This window comes from Dapis purpurea BLCC-M126, from assembly GCF_050015975.1.
GTDB lineage: Bacteria > Cyanobacteriota > Cyanobacteriia > Cyanobacteriales > Microcoleaceae > Trichodesmium.
In genome coordinates, this window is record NZ_JBNHER010000237.1 from 19,147 (window position 1) to 39,893 (window position 20,747).

Annotated in this window: 14 protein-coding genes; 7 read left to right on the plus strand and 7 right to left on the minus strand. The window is 32.9% G+C overall.

What is annotated here, in order from left to right; translation table 11 throughout:
* Positions 1-126 precede the first annotated feature (126 nt).
* The 3 genes from ACP6PL_RS21215 to shc all read right to left on the minus strand — a co-directional run bounded on the left by ACP6PL_RS21215 (position 127) and on the right by shc (position 5,068).
* Positions 127-1,932 carry a pentapeptide repeat-containing protein gene (locus ACP6PL_RS21215; protein ID WP_426547262.1) on the minus strand — a complete coding sequence of 602 codons (1,806 nt, stop codon included), beginning with the start codon at positions 1,930-1,932 and terminating at the stop codon, positions 127-129.
* A 184-nt stretch (positions 1,933-2,116) separates the two neighbouring features.
* Positions 2,117-2,704, minus strand: coding sequence for a sigma-70 RNA polymerase sigma factor region 4 domain-containing protein (locus tag ACP6PL_RS21220; protein ID WP_426547263.1), 588 nt, complete (start codon positions 2,702-2,704; stop codon positions 2,117-2,119).
* 465 nt (positions 2,705-3,169) lie between these two features.
* Positions 3,170-5,068 (minus strand): squalene--hopene cyclase, encoded by a 1,899-nt coding sequence (gene shc, locus ACP6PL_RS21225; RefSeq protein WP_426547264.1) that lies wholly within the window; start codon positions 5,066-5,068, stop codon positions 3,170-3,172.
* 1,669 nt (positions 5,069-6,737) lie between these two features.
* On the opposite strand from shc, the gene ACP6PL_RS21230 reads away from it, so the two are divergent.
* Entirely contained in the window at positions 6,738-7,532 is a 795-nt protein-coding gene (locus ACP6PL_RS21230; protein WP_426547265.1) for an endonuclease/exonuclease/phosphatase family protein, read from the plus strand.
* Between the two features lie 366 nt (positions 7,533-7,898).
* Here ACP6PL_RS21230 and acsF read toward each other — a convergent pair whose 3' ends face one another.
* Positions 7,899-8,975: a magnesium-protoporphyrin IX monomethyl ester (oxidative) cyclase gene (acsF, locus tag ACP6PL_RS21235; protein ID WP_426547266.1), complete on the minus strand. Its 1,077-nt coding sequence runs from the start codon at positions 8,973-8,975 to the stop codon at positions 7,899-7,901.
* A gap of 758 nt (positions 8,976-9,733) precedes the next feature.
* Between acsF and ACP6PL_RS21240 the strand changes: the two genes are divergently transcribed.
* Both ACP6PL_RS21240 and rpmF read left to right on the plus strand, forming a co-directional pair.
* A complete protein-coding gene (locus ACP6PL_RS21240) occupies positions 9,734-10,213 on the plus strand; it encodes an NINE protein (protein WP_426547267.1) in 480 nt (159 codons plus the stop codon).
* Between the two features lie 122 nt (positions 10,214-10,335).
* The gene (rpmF, locus tag ACP6PL_RS21245; RefSeq protein WP_426547268.1) at positions 10,336-10,509 is read left to right on the plus strand and encodes a 50S ribosomal protein L32; all 174 of its coding nucleotides are present in this window, start codon (positions 10,336-10,338) and stop codon (positions 10,507-10,509) included.
* 165 nt (positions 10,510-10,674) lie between these two features.
* On the opposite strand, the gene queA is transcribed toward rpmF, so the two are convergent.
* Entirely contained in the window at positions 10,675-11,775 is a 1,101-nt protein-coding gene (queA, locus tag ACP6PL_RS21250; RefSeq protein ID WP_426547269.1) for a tRNA preQ1(34) S-adenosylmethionine ribosyltransferase-isomerase QueA, read from the minus strand.
* Positions 11,776-12,244: 469 nt separating this feature from the next.
* Between queA and ACP6PL_RS21255 the strand changes: the two genes are divergently transcribed.
* Positions 12,245-12,634 carry a hypothetical protein gene (locus ACP6PL_RS21255; protein ID WP_426547270.1) on the plus strand — a complete coding sequence of 130 codons (390 nt, stop codon included), beginning with the start codon at positions 12,245-12,247 and terminating at the stop codon, positions 12,632-12,634.
* A 123-nt stretch (positions 12,635-12,757) separates the two neighbouring features.
* Here ACP6PL_RS21255 and ACP6PL_RS21260 read toward each other — a convergent pair whose 3' ends face one another.
* Positions 12,758-13,306: a YraN family protein gene (locus ACP6PL_RS21260; RefSeq protein ID WP_426547271.1), complete on the minus strand. Its 549-nt coding sequence runs from the start codon at positions 13,304-13,306 to the stop codon at positions 12,758-12,760.
* Between the two features lie 52 nt (positions 13,307-13,358).
* Between ACP6PL_RS21260 and ACP6PL_RS21265 the strand changes: the two genes are divergently transcribed.
* The gene (locus ACP6PL_RS21265) at positions 13,359-13,886 is read left to right on the plus strand and encodes a pentapeptide repeat-containing protein (RefSeq protein ID WP_426547272.1); all 528 of its coding nucleotides are present in this window, start codon (positions 13,359-13,361) and stop codon (positions 13,884-13,886) included.
* 2,048 nt (positions 13,887-15,934) lie between these two features.
* Here the strand turns inward: ACP6PL_RS21265 and dnaG are convergent.
* Positions 15,935-17,962 carry a DNA primase gene (dnaG, locus tag ACP6PL_RS21270; RefSeq protein WP_426547273.1) on the minus strand — a complete coding sequence of 676 codons (2,028 nt, stop codon included), beginning with the start codon at positions 17,960-17,962 and terminating at the stop codon, positions 15,935-15,937.
* Positions 17,963-19,043: 1,081 nt separating this feature from the next.
* Between dnaG and ACP6PL_RS21275 the strand changes: the two genes are divergently transcribed.
* Positions 19,044-19,742 (plus strand): DUF502 domain-containing protein, encoded by a 699-nt coding sequence (locus tag ACP6PL_RS21275; RefSeq protein WP_426547275.1) that lies wholly within the window; start codon positions 19,044-19,046, stop codon positions 19,740-19,742.
* 65 nt (positions 19,743-19,807) lie between these two features.
* Complete coding sequence (nusB, locus tag ACP6PL_RS21280; protein ID WP_426547276.1) at positions 19,808-20,431, plus strand: transcription antitermination factor NusB; 624 nt, start codon at positions 19,808-19,810, stop codon at positions 20,429-20,431.
* The last annotated feature ends 316 nt before the right edge of the window (positions 20,432-20,747 follow it).

The window sequence follows — 20,747 nt, forward strand, 5'->3', positions numbered from 1 at the left end:
GCCCAAATTTCGATAGCCTTCTCTTAATTGTTCATATTTTTCTCTCCAGTCTTGATAGAACTGAGGAATTTCTACTTTTGGGATTAAATTACTCCTAAAAGAAATTGGTAAGGGATGATCGTTTAACTAAATATTTGCTCTAATAACTGGAAAACCTGTTGCAAAGCTTCCTCCTTCAAAGTTGAGAGTAACTAATTTTTCTCTGGCAATATCGCGAGGAGAATTTTGGGTTTTTAATATCTGATTCATCAAGAATATCTGATATTCAGTCTGCTCAGTTCGTTGACGATATAGAGCAAATGTTCTCTCCGTTTTTGCCAACTCTTTCTGATATTTTTCCTCTAGCACTCTCACATTTTTATCATAGAATTCCATAAACTCCCGATTAATTTTTTCCTTCTCTATTTCTGGCGGTACATCAACTCTAATTACTACTACTCCATCACCTTTATTTTCCATACCTCGAATTTTCATGGGGATGCCTTCGTTTTCCACTTGTACCTGTTGGAAGGATGACATAAATGCTTTGGCATCTACTCCATTTCGGAAAATTAAATCTACAGTATTTAAGACTTCTTTGAATAATTTTGAAAAGTCTCCTTCTTGGAAATATCCACTACTAGGGCGACGCTCTCTATCGTCTGTTTCTGCTTTGGCTTCTTCTAATAAATAGATATATTTTGATTCAACATTATCAAGGATAGTTGTATGGTCGATATTCCAACCTTCTAAACAAGTTCCTGACATTTGAGCGCTGGTAAAATTAGTGCCTATTGCTAATGCTTCCGTTAAATTTGCATTGTTTAAATTGGCAGCTTGTAGAGAAGCTTCGCCTAAGTCTGCTAGTTTTAAATTGGCATTACTCAAGTCGGCAAATGCCAGGTTTGCTCCCCTCAAGTTTGCTCCTTTATAATCTTGGTCTTTTCCCCATCCAGTTATTAATAATTCTCTGACTTTTATATCTTCTAATATAGTGCCTTCGACTCTAGCAAATTTTAAATATTTGGTTTGTCGCCAGAGTGTGCGAGTTGCATTAGCAAATAGAAAATTTGTGCTTTTAAGAATGGCATGACTAAAATCAGCATCGGTTAAATTAGCACCTTTAAAATTGGTACCTCCGAGAGTTCCAATACCAACAGCTAATCGTAGTAGAAAAAGATTATTTTTGTCTTCGGCTAATATCTTTTTTGCAAGATATTGAGCTATTAATATTAAAGTTAGGGAAATAGCTATAGCTAGAATAATAACTACCCACCAAAGAGTCATATTATCTCGATCATAGTCATGCAAAATTTTAGTAATAATTCCTGCAATAGATAGTGCAAATGTTCCAACAAACACTCTATTTGCCAACCATTTACCAGAAACAATTTCAGCCAAAACTACTGCTAAATTGAGACTAAAAATTAATACAAAAATTCCCAAAAATCCTAAACATCCTCCAAAGAAAATAAACCATTCTATAACTTGATGTTCAGGCACGCCAAATACTGCCAGTATTGGAATTGTTATTATCATTAGAGAAATTACAGGAAATAAATATCCTATAGCTTTTTGAATTCCTTGATTAATTGTGACTACTAATAAACCAATACTTCCAAGTTCTTGTGCAATCAAAAGAACTATACTGATATAAATGGGAATTGATTGGTTTGCTTGATTAAGAATAAATTTAATCGGAATATAACTAGCAACATATGCAGCCATAGCTGCAACGATAGATAGAATAACTACCAGAATAAATAGTCGAATAACCTGAGATTTTGTTAATCCTGCTAAAGCATAGTTGAAGTTAGCACCCGTTAGATTTGCTCCAGTAAAGTTTGCTCCTCTAATATCTACATAAGAAAAGTCTTGATTAGTCAAGTCTTGATTTTTAAACGAACGACCTTGATAATTTTTGCGTTGTTGTTTAGATGAATGAATTAGCATTATATTAATTCCTATTTCTTTCGTCTCAATAATTTCTCTATCCCCAATATTTTTTTCAGACTAACTCAATTACTCAATTTTAGCTTTTCTAAATCATCACCAACAGATTATTAACAGAGAGAGAAGAATATCTTAACTTTATACAATATTTATTTTAACTAATCCCTTTTAGCCTTTAGTGTAATTAATTGACTTGTGCTAATAATTTGATCCCAAATGAATCCCGTAATTTTTTTAAAGCTCTTCCTCCTTTTTGTCGAACCCTATCGACTAACTTTTTTTCATCATCTAAATCCTTGATAATTAATTGGTTAAAATCAGCAACGCTTTTTGCCACTTCCTTCCATGAATATCCTTCAACCTCTCTCAAGTGCAAAATAAATTTTTCTTCTTCACTTAACTTTTCCAAACCTTCACTTAATAATTTTAGGTTAGGCTCTATTGAATATGTTAAATCTTCTTTTAAGTAAGTTAGATCGCTTTTATTTCTTAGTTTAAATTCAGTTGATTTTCCATATTTTGTCTTTTTGTAAAAATTTCTAATGACGTTAAAACAGATTTTCTTGTACCAAGAATCAAAATTTTCAACAGTTACTTTTTCAGATATAATTTTTTCTAAAGCAATTTCACGAGTTTTGACAACTATATACATTGCATCATAATCAGAATGTAATCCAAATTGCTTGAGCATTTTTTCAATAAATGCTAGGAAATATTTAGATACTAGCATCCTGCATATTTTACTATTTAGTTCCTGATTGAAGTCATTCATTTCTAATGTTTTTCGCTAAAGGTCTGGGTTTTGTAGATAATTTTACTTTAAGCACCTTCTTAAATTTAGTATTGGATTACTATCTATACTTTCTAGTGGTATGTCAAGTTTGAATTGATGGGTATTTCAAAATTTAAAAGCTTATCAATCAAGACTTTTGAGAATTTATCACCCATCAAAATAGGTTTGACAGACCACTAGTCTGACAATTTTCAGAAATAGAAGTGACTTAGCACTCCGCAGTACCTCTACTTATATGTATGTGTCTAAAAATAGAAAAATTGTGACAATATTATCTAGTCTTTCTGGTCTGACTAAATTTTCCCAAAATAGTTACTTATCACTCTGAAGTACCTCTACTTATATTTGTATCTAAAAAATAGAAAAATTTCAGAATACTACCATCTTTTAGTCAGACTATATTTTCAGTAAATTATATAGATAACTTTACCCCACCCAAAAACATTAACCACCCAACAAATTCTCATATTTCCCCAAAGCCATCAAAGGAAAATATTGCGGATAAAAATTATATTTAATATAAAAATGACAGGGAAACCCAGTACCAGTAAATTCCGACTCCGACCAACTCCCATCATCATTCTGAGTCGAAACTAAAAAATCCACCCCCCTATCAATAGCCTCCCTAGCAAAATTACCAGTCGCTTCCCCCGCAGCCAATAAACCAATCAAAGCCCAAGCAGTCTGAGAAGCCGTACTTTTTCCCTTCCCCTTCAAAGACGGATCGTTATAACTCCAACAACTCTCACCCCATCCGCCATCCGAATTTTGACAACCAACCAACCAAGTCGCCCCCCTTTCTATATAACCTCCGTGACTTTCCCGCGCCACAACAGCCAAAGCCGAAATAACCCCACTCGTACCATATATATAATTAACTCCCCACCGACCAAACCAACAACCTTCCTTTTCCTCCTCCCTTGCCAAATAATCGATCGCCCGTTTCACCCGCCAACTATCCATAGACAATCCACAACAACCAACCATCTCCAACACCCGCGCCGTCACATCCGCCGTATTGGGATCGATCATTGCCTTTAAATCTCCATAAGGAATACCATTCAACCAGTCTTGATTATTATCCACATCAAAAGCTGCCCAACCCCCAGGTTCACATTGCATTGAAGCTACCCACTCCATAGCACGAGCGATCGCCTGACTTTTCAACTCTTCATCAGGCAACTCCACAGCATCCAAAGCCATAACCACTACCGCTGTATCATCTATATCTGGATAAAAACGATTAATAAATTCAAACGCCCAGCCCCCCGGTTTACCAAATTTATTCTTAACCGCCCAGTCACCATAATCCAAAATTTGCTGTTGCAACAACCATTCCCCAGCTTTCAGCACTGCCGGATGACTAGGAGGAATACCAGAATCAACCAACGAACGTATTACCCAAGCGGTATCCCACACAGGAGAAACACAAGGTTGTACCCAATAACTATCCTCAGTTTCTATGACAAATCTATCTATAGCCTCCAACCCCCGTGCCACTACAGGGTCAGCTACATCATATTCCAAACACTTCAATGCCAACATAGAATTTAACATTGCCGGAATAATACCCCCCCAGTCACCCGTAACTTCTTGCCTTGACAAAATCCATTTTTCCGCTGCTTTTAATCCTTCCTCCCGCAAAGGCATCAAATTAAAATCTTCTGCAAATTTAAAAGCTTTATCTAACCCCAAAAATAAATCCGTCATATCGTATTGACGGGGTAATTCAAAAGTAGCATTGTTAATTCCTTCGGCATAAAGTTCATCCAGATTAATTATGGGGTTGACTGAAAAAATCGGCTTTTTATCAAACACAATTAATAGTGGAACAGTGCTACTTCTTGCCCAACTTGACATTTCATAAATAGTAAATGGAAAATCATCAGGAAGTAGCATTATGCTAGGAGGAATAGAAGGAATACCCTGCCAGTTATAGCATCCAATTAAAGCCAGATGTAATTTAGTAAAAATTCTACTACAACTAATACCTCCTTTTTGAATAATAAATTCTTTTGCTTTTAGCATTATTGAATCTGTCTGAGAAATGCCCAATAATCTCAAAGCCATATAAGCTTCAATAGAAGTGCTTAAGTCTCCTCCATCCCCATAAAATAATTCCCAAGCTCCATGTTCTCGTTGTTGTGAAATTAGGTAATTTTTTGCTTTATCAAGAGGTCTTTTATTATCAGTTTGCCAAATTTTATGCAGTAAAATTATTTCTGCTGTTATTGTCACATTTGATTCTAGTTCACTCCACCAATATCCTTCTAGTTTTTGCAGATTTAATAGATAGTTTTGACTTGCTAATATAGACGATTTTATTTTGTTTTTTTCTGTCATTTTTTTCTACAATTAAATATATCTTATTTCTCTTCAAAGTAATAATTAATCAATAGTCATTATACCAGTTTGATAAATTTTTGCTACAAATATAGCAATCAGGAATCAGATGTGAGAATTGAGGTGTTCCTTAAAAGGATAGAATAGAGCAGTTATCTTATGAATAAGATAGATTTTCTTATTCCCTATTCCCTATTAAGTGTTCGCTAAAAGTCTCGAATATTTCACAACTCAAATCATATTGCTATATTTACGTTGCCTCTGATTAAATAAATAGCTTAAATATCATTTATTGGCTTAAATATCATTTATTGGCTTGAATATCCCTTTTTAATCAAAGGCAAATGTGATTAAATTATTTTCATTCCACTCATTATTTGTAACATTCTTTTTTCAAATTGCTATTATATCTGTTTCTCAATGATAATACTTAGGCACTTTGAGTGAATATAAATGAAAATCTTAGAGTTTTAACAAATTAGGGAACCTTCCCTAAAATTTTATTGTCACTAGATAACTAGATTCTGTATAGATAGATCAGCTTCCCAGTATGCAAGTAGCAACCCTGGGAAGTTTCCTTCCGAGTATTCCTTATCTAGTTTGTCTGTTAGCTTATCTAATCTAATCTTTTAGACATTTTTGATATGTTTGTGATCTATTGTTGGTAGCTATTTGAATTTCTTAGTAACTAATCCTAGGCTTGATTTTTATTGTTAGATACATCAAAAATCAAGTTCTTTAATCACTCAAGGTTATTTGTAACATTCTTTTGTTGAATTTGTACAAATCATTTCTCAAATTATATCATTACTAATCTTTCAATATTCCATAGATTGAAGTAGATTAAATATAGGGTTTTTCAAGTTATTCAGGTGGAATTTTTTATGATTTTATATTCCCTCTTTTCCAAATTACTTTTCCAAATTAGTACAACCTAGAGAGTTTGGGTGCAAGGACTCTACTTATTTCCCTAAAACAAAATTCTTTTGTACTTTGCTAGTATGGGAATTGTTTTTATAACTAAAATCCACTAAAAATTTATTAAATTACTATTTCTAAGTCTATAATTATATAAAATCCAGTTATATAGTAGTCGCACTCATTACTTCCTCTTAATACAGAGTGTTCTATTGAATAGGATTTGAAAAATTTATGATATTCAAATATTTTCTTTATCCTGGCTCTTAACTCTGAGCGGGATACAATAACTAATTAGCCCGATTTATATATTATAAGCATAGGAAAATATTTACATCCTTTTAATACAGATGTTCTCTTGAATAAGATTTGAAAAATTTATGCTATTCCAATCCTTTCTTTCTCCTCAATTATGACTCTTGAATCTTAACTCTGAGTGGGATACGGATAACTAATTATCCGAATTCTATATTATAAGGATAGGAAAATATTGACCGAAAAATTAAGGTATAAAGCCTCTCCATTCATCGAGGAAAAGGGGTCGTTTTGCTAGCGCAAAACTCCGCACTTCGGTTGTTGCCGACATGATCTAGTAGACTGAGATGGCAAGGTTTCTCGCTCTTGCAGAGCCGCTCCGAAATGCGCCATATCCAATGGATCAAGAGAAGAAAAAAAATTCCTTTTAGCCCAATCCTATTCTTTATAAGAAGAAGTAATTATTAATTATTAGAATGCTTAACTACAGAATAAAATGGTAATCAAAATTATTACTTTTAATATTAGATACGATAAACCTGACCCTGGAAATTTTTCTTGGGAGGTAAGAAAAAATGCTGTAGCTAACCTAATTCATGAATATGCACCAGATATAATTGGCACTCAAGAAGTTAAAGTAAATCAATTATTAGATTTACAACAATTATTATCTAATTATTCTTCCGTAGGAAGCGATCGAACAGGTACAGGTAATGATGAACACTGTGCCATATTTTTCAATAAAAATAAATTAAATTGTCTCGAACATGGAGATTTTTGGCTTAGTGAGACACCAGATATACCAGGAAGTGTTACCCCTACCTGGAAAAATAATTTACCGAGAATAGCTACTTGGGCAAGATTTGATATTGTGGGAGAGAATCAGCAAATACTTATTCTTAATACTCACCTAGATTATGATAGTAAAAAGTCACGAGAATTAAGTGCTAAATTAATTTGTGACCGCCTACAAACAGAAAAATTAAATCCCAACAATTCATTCATTTTTGTCACTGGAGATTTTAACGATAAACCAAGTTCAATAGCACGAAATAATTTTTTAAATCCTTTAAATAATGGATTAAGTTTATTAGATGCTTTATCTAATTTAAAATTAAATAATCAGATGACTTATAACAATTTTACCGACCAAGCTTTTCTGGCGATAGATACTATTTATTATGATAGTAGATTAAATTTACGAAGTGTCAAAGTAATTAATAAAAAATATGATGGAATACTGCCTTCTGACCACTTCCCAGTATTAGGAGAATTTGATTTTTCAAGGTAAGTATTCAGCAGTCAGCTATCTAGCTATTAATTAATTTTTAGGGAATAGAGATTGCTATTAAGCTATTAAACTGTACTTTACTATCCTCAAAAGTTCTATAAAATCACTGCTATGATTATTACAATTATATAGCACTAAGCATTATGGTTACGAAATTTATAAATTATCAAACTCAGTCAGGGATGATTGTTGACTGTCAGATGTGCGTCTTAACATTATGTTCGCGAAGCATTTCCGCAGGAAATGGAGACACCAATTAGCACTCGATGCATGACTTGCGCGTAGCGCTATACTTTAACTAAATAAAAATAAATAGCCTTGTCTGATACAAGGCTATCAAAATCAAAAAATTAATTATTAACTTTTTTAACGAACAGAACTTTGCATAGTAGCAGTTTCAATTGGCTTCATTAAATACAACTTTAAGAATTGCCAACCATTAGATAAATACAGAGGTAACTTCTGTAAAGACTTCAGAAAACCTGGCTGATTAGAATTAGCGATCGCCGTCAACTTCTCATTATTCTTCACGCAGACTTCTAATCTTTCATAAAACTGAGGATCTTCCACATCCAAAATTACTGGAAAAACCCGCCCCGAAGTTTCATTAGTCTTCTCAATCACATACTTATCATAATCACGAGCATTCAAACCAATAGAAGCATAAAAATCAGCCCGCTGAATATCATTCAAATACATAGTAGCAAACACAGAAAGCAAGAAAAATCGACTCCATAATTTTGCCTTCCAATCATTCAAAATTTCTGGTGCAGCCCTCATAATAGCATCAAAGAAATCTCCATGACGATTTTCATCCTGACACCAATTTTCAAAGAAACGGAAAATAGGATAAATTCTATCTTCTGGGTGAGCTTCTAAATGACGATAAATAGTAATATAACGCCAATAACCAATTTTTTCTGATAAATAAGTAGCGTAAAAAATAAACTTCGGTTTAAAGAAAGTATACTTACGACTTTTCGTTAAAAAACCTAAATCCAAAGACAAATTAAAATCCGACATTGCCTTGTTCAAAAAACCTGCATGACGAGCTTCATCTCGTGACATTAAATTAAAACACTCTGCCAAAACAGGGCTTTTATCTTTGAGGCGACGACCCAATTCTTTGTATAGTAAAAAACCAGAAAATTCAGCAGTACAAGAACGTTCTAGAAACTCAACAAACAACCGACGAGTATCCCCATCAATATGCTCCCAAGATTGAGAAAATTCTTCATTTCGGACAAAATGATGACGATTATAATCAGCACGAAATTCTTCTAAAATTGCAAGCAATTCATCTTCATTCACAGAGATGTCCATTTTAGCCATCTCATCAAAATCTGTTGTATAGAATCGAGGAGTTAAAATTGTTTCTTTAGAAGGAACTTTAACTCCTGGACGCATTTCTTCAAAAGCTGGTTTTTTCAGAGAACCTACCATAAGTTTTGTTGTTTTCTTAATTATAGTAAAAGTGAGCTAGGGTGTGAGATATGTTTAAAATTGCTCTACTAATATTAATAGTTGCTCTACTAATATTAATAGTTGCTCTACTAATATTAATAGACCCCATTTATAATAGAAAGTAATGGTTTAAACGGCACTATATTTTCCACGCTATATAGTTTATCAAGGTCTAGGGGTTTGAAGTATCTAATTTGTGTTAAGAATTGCAAAGCTATGTGTAGTTTCTCAATATATATTGAGATGAGAGTTTGGGACTTTCCTAAATTGCCTAACTACAAACATTGACCGTTACATTAACGCTGCTAAAAATATCATACATGAAGGATGAGGGAGCTTACGAGTGCATCTCGCTACTCCTTCTGGAGAAAGTAGTAAAATCTAGTCGGAGCAGTGCTTTTACAAGGTATTTTTCCTTCAGGAAAAATCCACTCACCTTTAGTACAGTAGAGTTGTAAAATTTGCTAATGTATCTGATTTTCTCCCAGTATAGAAGTAATGGGTTGATAGTGAGTTGTTTTTGCCTAACTTGACTGTAGTTAGTCATTTTTTTCTTTTTTTGAAATTAAATAAATTCTTCCTTCAATTTTAATAATATACCTTCCCTTGAGGTGAATCCTTAAGTTTTCAACACAGTTTGAACGTAAGATATTAGTAAATATTAATTTTCCAGGATTTTAAGATAACCACCTTGTCATATCTGTATTAAGATTAATAATGTTTTGGACTACATCTAAATGAATAATATAGGATATAGCTACCTATTCTGGGCAGCTTGCTTACTAGGCTTAAGTGGATGCCATCGGATATACAATGGCAAAATTTTTACAGGTCTAGTTTGGCTCTTTACATATGGCTTATTTGGAGTAGGCCAATTTATAGACTTGTTGTTAATTCCCAGTATGGTAGAAGAACACAACGCCAAAGTCAAAACTAAATTAGGCATTTCATCTCAAGGAGTACCATTATATCAATCAAATGGAGCAATAGCGATGAAAGCTTCTGCTCCACAAACCCGTCAACAATTAATGCTTGCATTACTGAAAGCAGCTTCTACAAAGGGAGGAAAATTATCTGTTACTCAAGGAGTTATGGTAACAGGAGCTAGCTTTGCAGAAGTAGAAGAAACTATGAAAGAAATGCTCAAAACTGGCTACGTCAGTGTAGATAACCATCCAGATACAGGAATTGTAATTTATGATTTCCATGAACTGTAATTTGGCAAACAAAGTAATCAATAAAATATATTTTAGTTAGAGTCTTCCATAGTTACTAAAATTAAGATAAGATAGTAATCTATCTGTAAAATTATCCGTATTTAGAGAATAGAATAACTTTTATGGCTGTACCAAAGAAGAGAACCTCGAAATCCAAGAAAAATATGCGCAAGGCTAATTGGAAACGCCAGGCAAGGCTAGAAGCCAAGAAAGCACTATCCCTAGGAAAATCAGTATTAACTCAACGTTCCCATAGTTTTGTATATCCAGGTAATGAGGAGGAAGAAGAAGATTAATTAACTGGGGCTTTAATATGCGAATTGTTTACCTATTAACATTATGTTGTGCCAATATTGAAAGCCCCTTAGATATAAGTCCTAAAAAAATGCCGAATAGGCCAAAATAATATCCCAAAATATGCAGATGTTGCCGGCGAGATGCCTCCCCTACAGTCGTCTTCTTTAATTAATCCTAGCAGATGGCAGAATCAACATAGCATCACCAAAAGAATAAAAGCGGTATTGTTGGGTAATTGCTTCGTTGTATAAACTTAAGAGACGTTTTCTACCAATCATTGCACTGACAAGCATTAACAAACTAGAACGTGGCAAATGAAAATTAGTAATTAAACCTTCTACCACCCGCCACTTGTAACCAGGATAAATAAATATATCAGTATAATCACAAAATGGTCTAATTAAAGATTGATAGCTGCCATAATTATCATTAGCTAGTACTGCTGCTTCAATAGCTCTAACTACTGTGGTTCCCACTGCAATAATTCGTCCACCCTTAGCCTTTGTTTCGTTGATTTTGTCTACAGTTAAGGATGATACCTCAACCCATTCGGAGTGTATATTATGGGTAGTAATATCTTTAACCTCAACTGGACGAAATGTGCCAATACCAACGTGCAAAGTTATAAAAGCTTGTCCAATATTCCGTTGTTCTAGTTTCTCAAGTAATTCATCAGTAAAATGTAAACCAGCAGTAGGAGCAGCGATAGCTCCTGCTACCTTACTATAGACAGTTTGATATTGTTCAGTGAGAGCCTGTGAATCTGTAACATAAGGAGGAAGAGGGATGTGGCCAAATTTGTCTAACAAATTGATTAGATCAACTCCTGGAGGCAAATCAAATTTTAACACACGTCCACCAGTTTCTCGATCCGTTGCTAATACTGTTGCTTGCAACTTATAATCACAAGCAAAGGATGAATTAGGTTCAAACTCAATCCTTGTCCCAGTGATAAAACGTTTACCAGGCTTTACTAAAGCTAACCAAGAATCACTTGTGATTGGTTTCAATAATAAGATTTCTACGTGAGCACCACTCATTTTTTGACCATAAAGCCTAGCAGGAATCACACGAGTATTATTCAGAACCAGTAAATCTTCTGGTTGGAGTAAATCTGGTAAATCTCTGAAAATACAATGACGGTATGTGAGGGACTCTACAACCATTAAGCGGGAGCTATCTCTAGGTAAAACTGGATTTTGAGCAATTAGTTCTTGGGGCAGTTCATAGTCATAAGAATCTATGGACCAATCTAAATCGGTCATTTCAGTTATCAGTTATCAGTTATCATTACCTCCTGTAATACGGAGGCCAGAAAATATTTCATTTTTTACCCCTTGAAAGGGGAGGTGAGACCTTATTTCTTGGTCATGGTTATATTACTGGGTATATAACGGGTAATTGGGTAAAACCCCCCATACAAATTAGGGTACTTCTCCCCTAGTGATCCGCAATATATAAGAGTGAATATATAGGTATAGATATAGATCTAGTTGGAGAATGCCGGGCAAATATAGCTGTAGTGAAAAATACAACAGATTATATAGCTATTTTCAACTCCTAAACATTGTAGAACATATACCTAATTTGTTTATAGGGAAGCGGCAATATCCGCCCCGCTTCCTATAACTGTTTCCCACCACCTTTAAATATTTCCTCTATAGCAGAAAATAAATTCTAGAGGTTAAACCAGGGGAAAAGCGACAGTTGTAAGCGGTAATAGTTTGAATTGATATGGAATACCTTTACTTTTTAGCAAATACTAGCCTGTGTCTCAGAGTAGTTGAATACTTAAACACTGCCCATCAACTACCGCTTCAGTTTATGACAGTAATTCATCAAATTGATGGTTGGGTTGTAAAAATCAAAATGAGTCACTATTTGACTCCTCAACAACATGGAGATTTTAGGGCTTTTATGAATGAATTGGGAATACCTTACGATCCTGATATTCGTGTCAGAATGGCACTATGGGGTTTGGAAACTGGACAATCACCCTTAAGTGTGATGAGACGTTATCAGGTAGCAGTGGTTTCCCATGGACGGCCTAATCAAGATGAAATAGAAGCATTTCGCACCCAATTTGTTAAGGGTTTAGGATATTGCCCAGAAACTTTGGGTTAATTCTTGAATCAGGCTCTAATGATAATTTGTCTGTACCTATACATTTATAATTGATATCACTAATATTAGTATGGGTACAATAACAGTAATATATACTTAATTGATTCTTCACAATTTAAGTATTTAGTCCAAGTGAATAATAAAAGCAGAAGAAATATAGTTTTGTAAAATTAGTTGATAACTTGCTAACTTAACATAATTTCCAATCTTAACAGTTAATCCAGATAGTTGCTCTTCTGGTGATGGTTTTTTGTGATAGTGACCATCTTTCCTAGTATAATTACATCTTACTAAAGCTACATCAAATCTACAAGAATAATCTGCTAATTCTGGGTGATCGCTCAAAAATATTTCTGCAGTTTGCCAGAGTTTAGCTTGTTTTGACTCTGTAACTGCTAATAGACCATCTTCATCCCAGTTACCTTGACTACGGGTTTTTACCTCCACAAATGCTAAAATGGGAAAACTTGGAAAATTTTGACTAGAGATATCCGTGAAGGGAGAATTTTTCATAGCGATAATATCTAATTCTCCCCAGCGACATTGCCACCGTCGATGGAGTATTTGCCAACCTTGTTGATTTAACCATTTTGCCACTAACTCTTCTCCCAAAACACCTTTGTCAATTTTTTGGGAAATATAAGTAGATTGACTAGATGAAGAAAGGCTCATTTTGGTTTATTCTAAATTATGAACTGCTTAGAGTAAATTAGCCAGAAGTAGTATGAATTTCAGACAAGAGAAAACTTTCCAAATTTTAGTCAGTTTAGTCTTTTCATTAATAGTATATATCACTGGGATTGGGGCAATAACTGCCTTGATATTTACCAACGCGACACCTACTCTAGCTGATGAGTATAACAAACAAATCTTGGTCGGTGTTGATTTTTCTGGTCGAGACTTAACTAGTGATTCATTTACAAAATCTATTCTGCGTAAAAGTGACTTTACTAATGCAAATTTAAGTGGAGTTAGTTTATTTGGCGCTCATTTAGAAGGGGCTAATTTAGAGGGAGCAAATCTTAGTTATTCTACTTTGGATAACGCTAGTTTTAACAAAGCAAATTTGACTAATGCTATTTTAGAAGGTGCTTTTGCTTTCCATACTCAATTCCGTGGTGCAATTATTGATGGAGCAGATTTTACAGATGCTTTTTTACGAGAAGATACTCAAAAAGAGTTATGTGAAATTGCTAAAGGTATAAATCCTATTACAGGTAATGATACAAGAGATACACTCTTTTGTGATTAATTTTTATTTGCCTAACTTCCAGGAATTAAGCAAGAGGGAATGAGGAAAAATAAAAAGTGAAACAAATTTATTTCTCCTCATTCCATTTTTTCAAAGAGAGAGGATATTTATCTCCCTTTTAAATTCAACTCTTTTCCAAAAAAAGTAAAAAATTGATGGTCTTTAATACTTTTGTGAATGGTCACAGTTTATTGTAAATAATCAGAATATATTTTTTATATAGTGGTTCTAATATTAATGAGATATATAGCAATCCTAAATAGGTTGTGAAAGATTAAAAAGTAAATAAAAAATTTGAAACTCTTACCGAAATATTGTGGTTTAAAGCCTCCCCTTTTAAGGGGATAATAAATAAAAATTTTCCTGTTCGTCAATCCTCTTATTTTCAATGAGAGGTAATTCTAAATTCTAAATTCTTAATTCTTAATTCTAAATTCTAAATTCTAAATTCTAAATTCTTGAACTGTTGCCTGTTGCCAGTCAAGTTGCCCCTAAAAAGCAGCAAGATTTTTGCTACGAATATGCGGAGGATTGCTATAGTATTTTTTTCTCTTCCCTGTTCCCTAAAATATCAAACTTTTGTATCTCACAAATTTGAGAATTCCTATATTAAATGCAGTACTAATTTTATGATTTGCACCAATTACACAAGTAAATATATTATCCCAATTATTTAAACTATTGCTATGCTTTAAAATTGGAAAAAATCAGGTTGAAAAAAATGATAGCTACGGTCATACCTAATATTCACTTCCACAAATAATATTTATAAATATCAAGCCAAAGTACAGCAGAGATTATAGTAATCTGTATCCAATACTAATTAATTTTCTTCACTATAAAATGGATAAAAGATAAACAAAAAAATCATAAGTAAATTATTAAAAGGTACTTATTTTTTATATTATTGTTGGTTAATTTTGCTTTTACTATATCTATATTAGTATATATAGTATTCCTAAATGAATTGTGAAAAGGCATCAAATTTTTTCAGGTTAGGAAAATTGAAAAGTTTATATTTAGCAAAAAGTTGGAATAAAACATTAATGATTTGGCAACTTTGGGCGAAACGATTGAATCTCCTGAGCAAACTTTTTAGTTGAAACAAAATTGCTGCCACTGGATTTTCTTCTGCTCCATCAGTAGGAAACAGTTCATAAGTAATTTTACATTCTGATTTTTCTGATCCCTCCTGTATTCTCTGCTAAAAATTTATTCATATTTTCTGCTATATGATTTATCACTCCATCCCACAATCATAACAATCTTTTTTCTGCATTTTTACTTTGTCACTTTTCATAAAATTGACTGTATTTTATCCATTTTCTGTCAAATATCTTTCTCAAATAAAATCTGCCTACACATAATATTTTAGAGCTAGTTTGACTGCTAATGATCGTGAGTCTTAATTACTATTTACCAATGGATAATTGATAATTGAAAATTAAAATATTATTTCAGGAACTTGATACTAGGGTCAGAAATAATTATCCATTATTAATTATCAATTAATGAACACCTTGATCCATTTTTACAACTCAAATATAATTGCTATATTAATTATTAGAAAAATTTTCAAATTATTGATGTATATTTCTATGATTTATACCAATTTGACAAAAAAATGTTAGAAATAATAAGAGTTTGAAAGACTGTAGCAATGATATCTATGTTGACTAAAAATTAAGCCTTATCCTAAAAAATTATTAATAGTATATTTCTCCCGACTCCTGAATACTAGTAAGAATCTAGCTATTTGTCAAAAATCAAATTAGTATTATGCGGTTAAAGTAATCAATTAAGTTCCTTAGTATAACTTTAACAATTAAAAAAATTATAAATTTGGCAATTAAACAAACTAGCTATTATAAAGAGGAATTTTTTTTACATCTATTCCGAGTAGTCAATTAATAAATATAGCGTTTCTCAGTCTAATGAGGTACATCTATACTTTATGTTGTATTCTATTCCCTATTACCTGTTCCCTAAAACAAAATAATTTTGTACTTCACCAACATGGGAATTACTAGACTATATTTACATTTTTTTTAGTTAGTTAATTCTCCCAAAGGTACTTGAATTAAATCTTGAATAGTAGTAAGTCTTAACCTTTCTAATTCTTGAATCCACTCTGATTCCAAATAAAATTTTTCTTGGTATTTTTTAGCCAATTCAGACTCAACAGATAAGTTTGTTTTTTGCCACATATTTAAAATAGCACTACGACGTTTTACAGACATAATTAATTCTATAGTTGCTATTGTACAACGAATTTCTAAAGGCGCTCTGAGAAGATTTTTTTTTGTCTTTTCATCTAAATGAAAAAGATAGTTTAGATTAGCAAGTTTATCTGAAGTTTCCAAACAACTATCTTGTAACTTTGAAATTAAATCATCTGATTCACTAATTTGATTTTCTGAGGTATTTTCTAGAGAAATAATTTGCTGCCATAAAAATCTATTGCCAGACAAACTAAACTGTAAATCTCTTGCTTCCATTGCATCTTTGACATCTTGACGATAGTTCGGACAATGTAAGTAAATACGCAGCAATAAAGACTCTGCATCTGCCAATAAACTTCGTTCTACAGGTGGAGATAAAACCTCCAGTGAATTATTTTTTTTGCTCTTAGTAAAGGTTCTATTATTTTGCTGATTAGATTTTAATTGTTTTGCTACCAGTAACGGTGGTGATAAAAACTCATCATCAGCTAAGAGCTTTTTCCAATTAATAAAAACTTGAGTTAATAAATTCTCATAAATTAATGAAACTCTCCGAGCATCTCCCTGACTCAAAATTTCTGCACAATATTGAAGATAATAAGTAAGCTGATTATCATTAGTTATCTTAGTTAAAATTTTAACTATTTCTTGATTTGCTTGAGCATACTTATCTGCCAAGCTGAGATTTTTACTTCCTACTATATTTTGAATTTGCCAATCAATCCATAATGCCGAATTTACTAATAATTCTTGATATTTTTCAGCAGAATAAGTTCTCAAATATTCATCAGCATCTTTCCCATCAGGAATATTCAGAACTCTTAGTTGAACTTCCCCACTATAAGCAAGTTTTTCTATTTCCCCAATTGCTCGATCAGTAGCTTGAATACCTGCTCTATCAGCATCAAAATTTAAGATAATTTGTTTAGATTCTGTATAACGTAAAAGTTGTCTAATTTGAATTGAACTTAACGCTGTACCAAGAGAAGCAACAACATTATTAATTCCCGAAGCATGAAGAGCTATGGCATCAAAATATCCTTCAACAACAACAGCTTTATCTTGTTTAGCAATAGCAGTTTTAGCCTTATCCAAAGCAAATAAAATTTTCCCCTTATCAAATAATTCCGTCTCAGGGGAATTCAAATATTTAGGTTGTTCATCAGTCAAAGTTCTGCCACCAAAACCAATAACTCTACCTTGAACATCATTAATAGGAATCATCAAGCGATCGCGAAATCTATCATAATAACCAGTACCAGATTTTCTCGGCAAAATTAATCCCGCTTTTTCCACTAATTCCACAGGAAAACCTTTTTGTTCTATCAGATAACCATAAATAGTTTCCCAACTATTAGGAGCATAACCTAGTTGAAATTTTTGAATAGTTTCTTCTGAAATTTGACGTGAAATTTTTAAATACTCTAAAGCAATTTTTCCCTGGGGTTGTCTTAAGGCGTGTTGATAAAAACTATTAGCAATTGCCAAGATTTCATAAAGTTGTTCCCGCAGAGAAATTTGCCGTTGAAACTCTTGTCTATTTTCAGGTAATTCTGTTTTAATTTGTATTTGATAACGTCTCGCTAAATCTAATACAACATCACTAAAAGAAGACTTACCAACTTCCATCAAAAACTTCAAAACATTACCACCTGCACCACAACCAAAACAGTAGTACATTTGTTTAGTGGTACTAACAGTAAAGCTAGGAGTTTTTTCTTCATGGAATGGGCATAATCCTACATAATCTTTACCCCGTTTCTTTAAGACAATATGTTCTGAGATAACATCATAAATATCTGCTCTTTGCTTAACTTCTGCAATAGTATCTTGATGAAAACGGAAATTATTCATAGAATTTATCAAATAATTTAACCTAAATTTTGAAGTCAGCTAAGCAGGAGTATCCAAAATATTCATAGTAATCGATTGAAAATTTATGATATAGTAATATACTATTATATATTATTTCTATCAGCTAGCTATAGCAAAAATTCAAAACTCAAATTACTCTTACAATCAAGAGTTTATCATCAGAGACAAATTGTTTGACTATATAAAAACCATTTGGAGTCTATTGAAAAATAGATAGGGCGATGTAATAATGGGGTATATTAGAATATTTTTCCATCTTTTCGCATTCATTTTCTATCTCCAAAAATGACTTCTTGCTTCATAAAAAAATAATTACAATGGCACAACCACCAATTTTTGAGTCAGGAATTGGAAGTGAGATAAAGGTAATATGAGAAAAAGGTTGAAAAATTCCAACACACCCCATCTCTCCCTCTTCGTGAACTCTGGTTTTTTCAGCAAAACCTAAATAGATCCCAAATGAGTTCTATCAATATATCCAAAACCACTGAGAAATCAGCCATAAGTAAAATTTTAACTATTTCTGTGGACAAGTGCTAGAAAAAATATTTAAATGTCTTGTTATGATAATCTGTCTGAATGTAGTCTAAATTTATAGTTATACTAAACTCTATTTAATTATGTTATTTATCAAGAAAGAATTCAGGAGTGAGGTAGATGAGCGATAAATTTGGCAAAGTATAGAATTCGGATATAAATTTTGTATATATAAGCGGCTGAATAAGCTGGAAAAGAACGAATTAGTAGTCAGAATTCTTCCTTAACTCTTCTGACTATTTATTCCTCATATCTAAATCCCACACTGATTAATTCTCTCTCCTGATTCCTTGTTCAACAAAGGAGGATACAGAGAAAAATTATAAATCTCTTTCATCAATTGGAGTTGGTATTACAGCAAAAACTAACCATAGTTGCAACAATTATCTAAAATTGTAAATAACTCAATATTCAGAATCAAAAATAGTTGATCTTAAATCCTAAATCTAAAATATAATAAGTAAATTTGATTTTCGGCTGGAGCATAAAAATATCTGGCCAGTTATGAGGAAGTGGGTGATCCGTGTTCCAACGCATAAGGCAGGACTTAAAAAATGACCTAATTGCTGGTCTACTGGTAGTAATACCATTGGCTACTACAATTTGGCTAACCATAACTATTGCTAGGTGGGTAATTGATTTTCTTACCAAGATTCCTAAGCAAATTAATCCTTTCGATGGTTTGCATCCAATTTTAGTAGGTCTACTAAACTTCTTAGTAGGACTAGCAGTACCATTACTAAGTATCTTAATAATAGGGCTGATGGCCCGAAATATTGCCGGGAAATGGCTGTTAGATTTAGGGGAGAAAATATTACAAGCAATTCCATTTGCTGGCTCAGTTTATGGCACTTTGAAGCAAATATTAGAAACCTTGCTCAGGGATTCTAATGAGAGGTTTCGCCGTGTGGTACTTGTAGAATACCCGCGTCGAGGAATTTGGACTATTGCTTTTGTTACTGGTAGTATAGGTGACGAAATTAAATCTCATCTAGGAGATTCAATGTTAAGTCTTTTCATTCCTACCACTCCAAATCCCACATCTGGTTGGTACGCTATAGTACCAGAAAAAGATGTGATTAATGTTTCTTTGTCAGTCGAAGATGCTTTTAAAGTTTTAATATCTGGTGGAATAGTAAATCCCAATTCATCAACAGCAGTTAGTAAAGAAAAAATATCGAACAATCAACTTAAACCAGCCTTTCCAGATATAGAACAATAATCAACAATTTTCTTTTCTACATAAGAGAATTGAACAGATTAGAACACAAGAATACTATCAAAATTATGAAAAAAGCTCCCCGTTCTACAGCTCGTGAACTAGCTCTCCTTGGCTTAAGTCAATTACCAACAAATCCAGGGAGTTTAGAAAAAAAGCAACTTCAAGAAGTTGTATTAGCAGCAGTTCGGACTTTAAGGACGGAGGCCCAAGATATTTTAGAAAGTGCAGCAGGAGAACTACAGAGGGGTAGCGATCGCCTTCTGAATAGCCAGATCGGCACTACCGATCTTGAAAGTGCCAGAGCAATGATCCATGAAGCTATGGAATTAGGCCAAACAGCAATTAATCGTATTGGTACTGCTGTTGAATTACCAGAAATTATTCAACTGACTAATCAATTAGAAGTTCGCAGCTATACGATGGAAATTATGACAAAAGTAAATGCCAATAAAGAAGAAATTGATAAATTATTGAGAGAATCAATAGTAGATTGGCAAATAGAACGTTTACCCCGAATCGATCTAGATATACTTAGAATTGCAGTAGCAGAAATGATGTTTATTGGAATTCAAGAACAAGTAGCGATTAGTCAAGCAGTAGAATTAGCCAAGCGTTATAGTGCTGAAGATGGGCATAAGTTTATCAATGGGGTATTGCGAAGAGTCCTCAACAAAATTAATGTAATTTGAGGAATTATTATGGTACAAAGTTAAAAGTTAGATTTGGCTCAGACAGGAATTAGATAAAAAGACTAAAGGTGGTTCTGAGAAACTATAGCGCTATAGTATTTATTATCTTAATTTTACTGTCAACTTAAGGAATTATTATAGTCAAATTCAAAAGTTAAAAACTAGATTTGACTCGGGCAGTAATTAGACAAAAAGACCACAGGTAGTTCTAAAAAACTATAGCGTTATAGTATTTATTATCTTAATTTTACTGTCAACTTGAGGAATTATTATAGTCAAATTCAAAAGTTAAAAACTAGATTTGACTCGGGCAGTA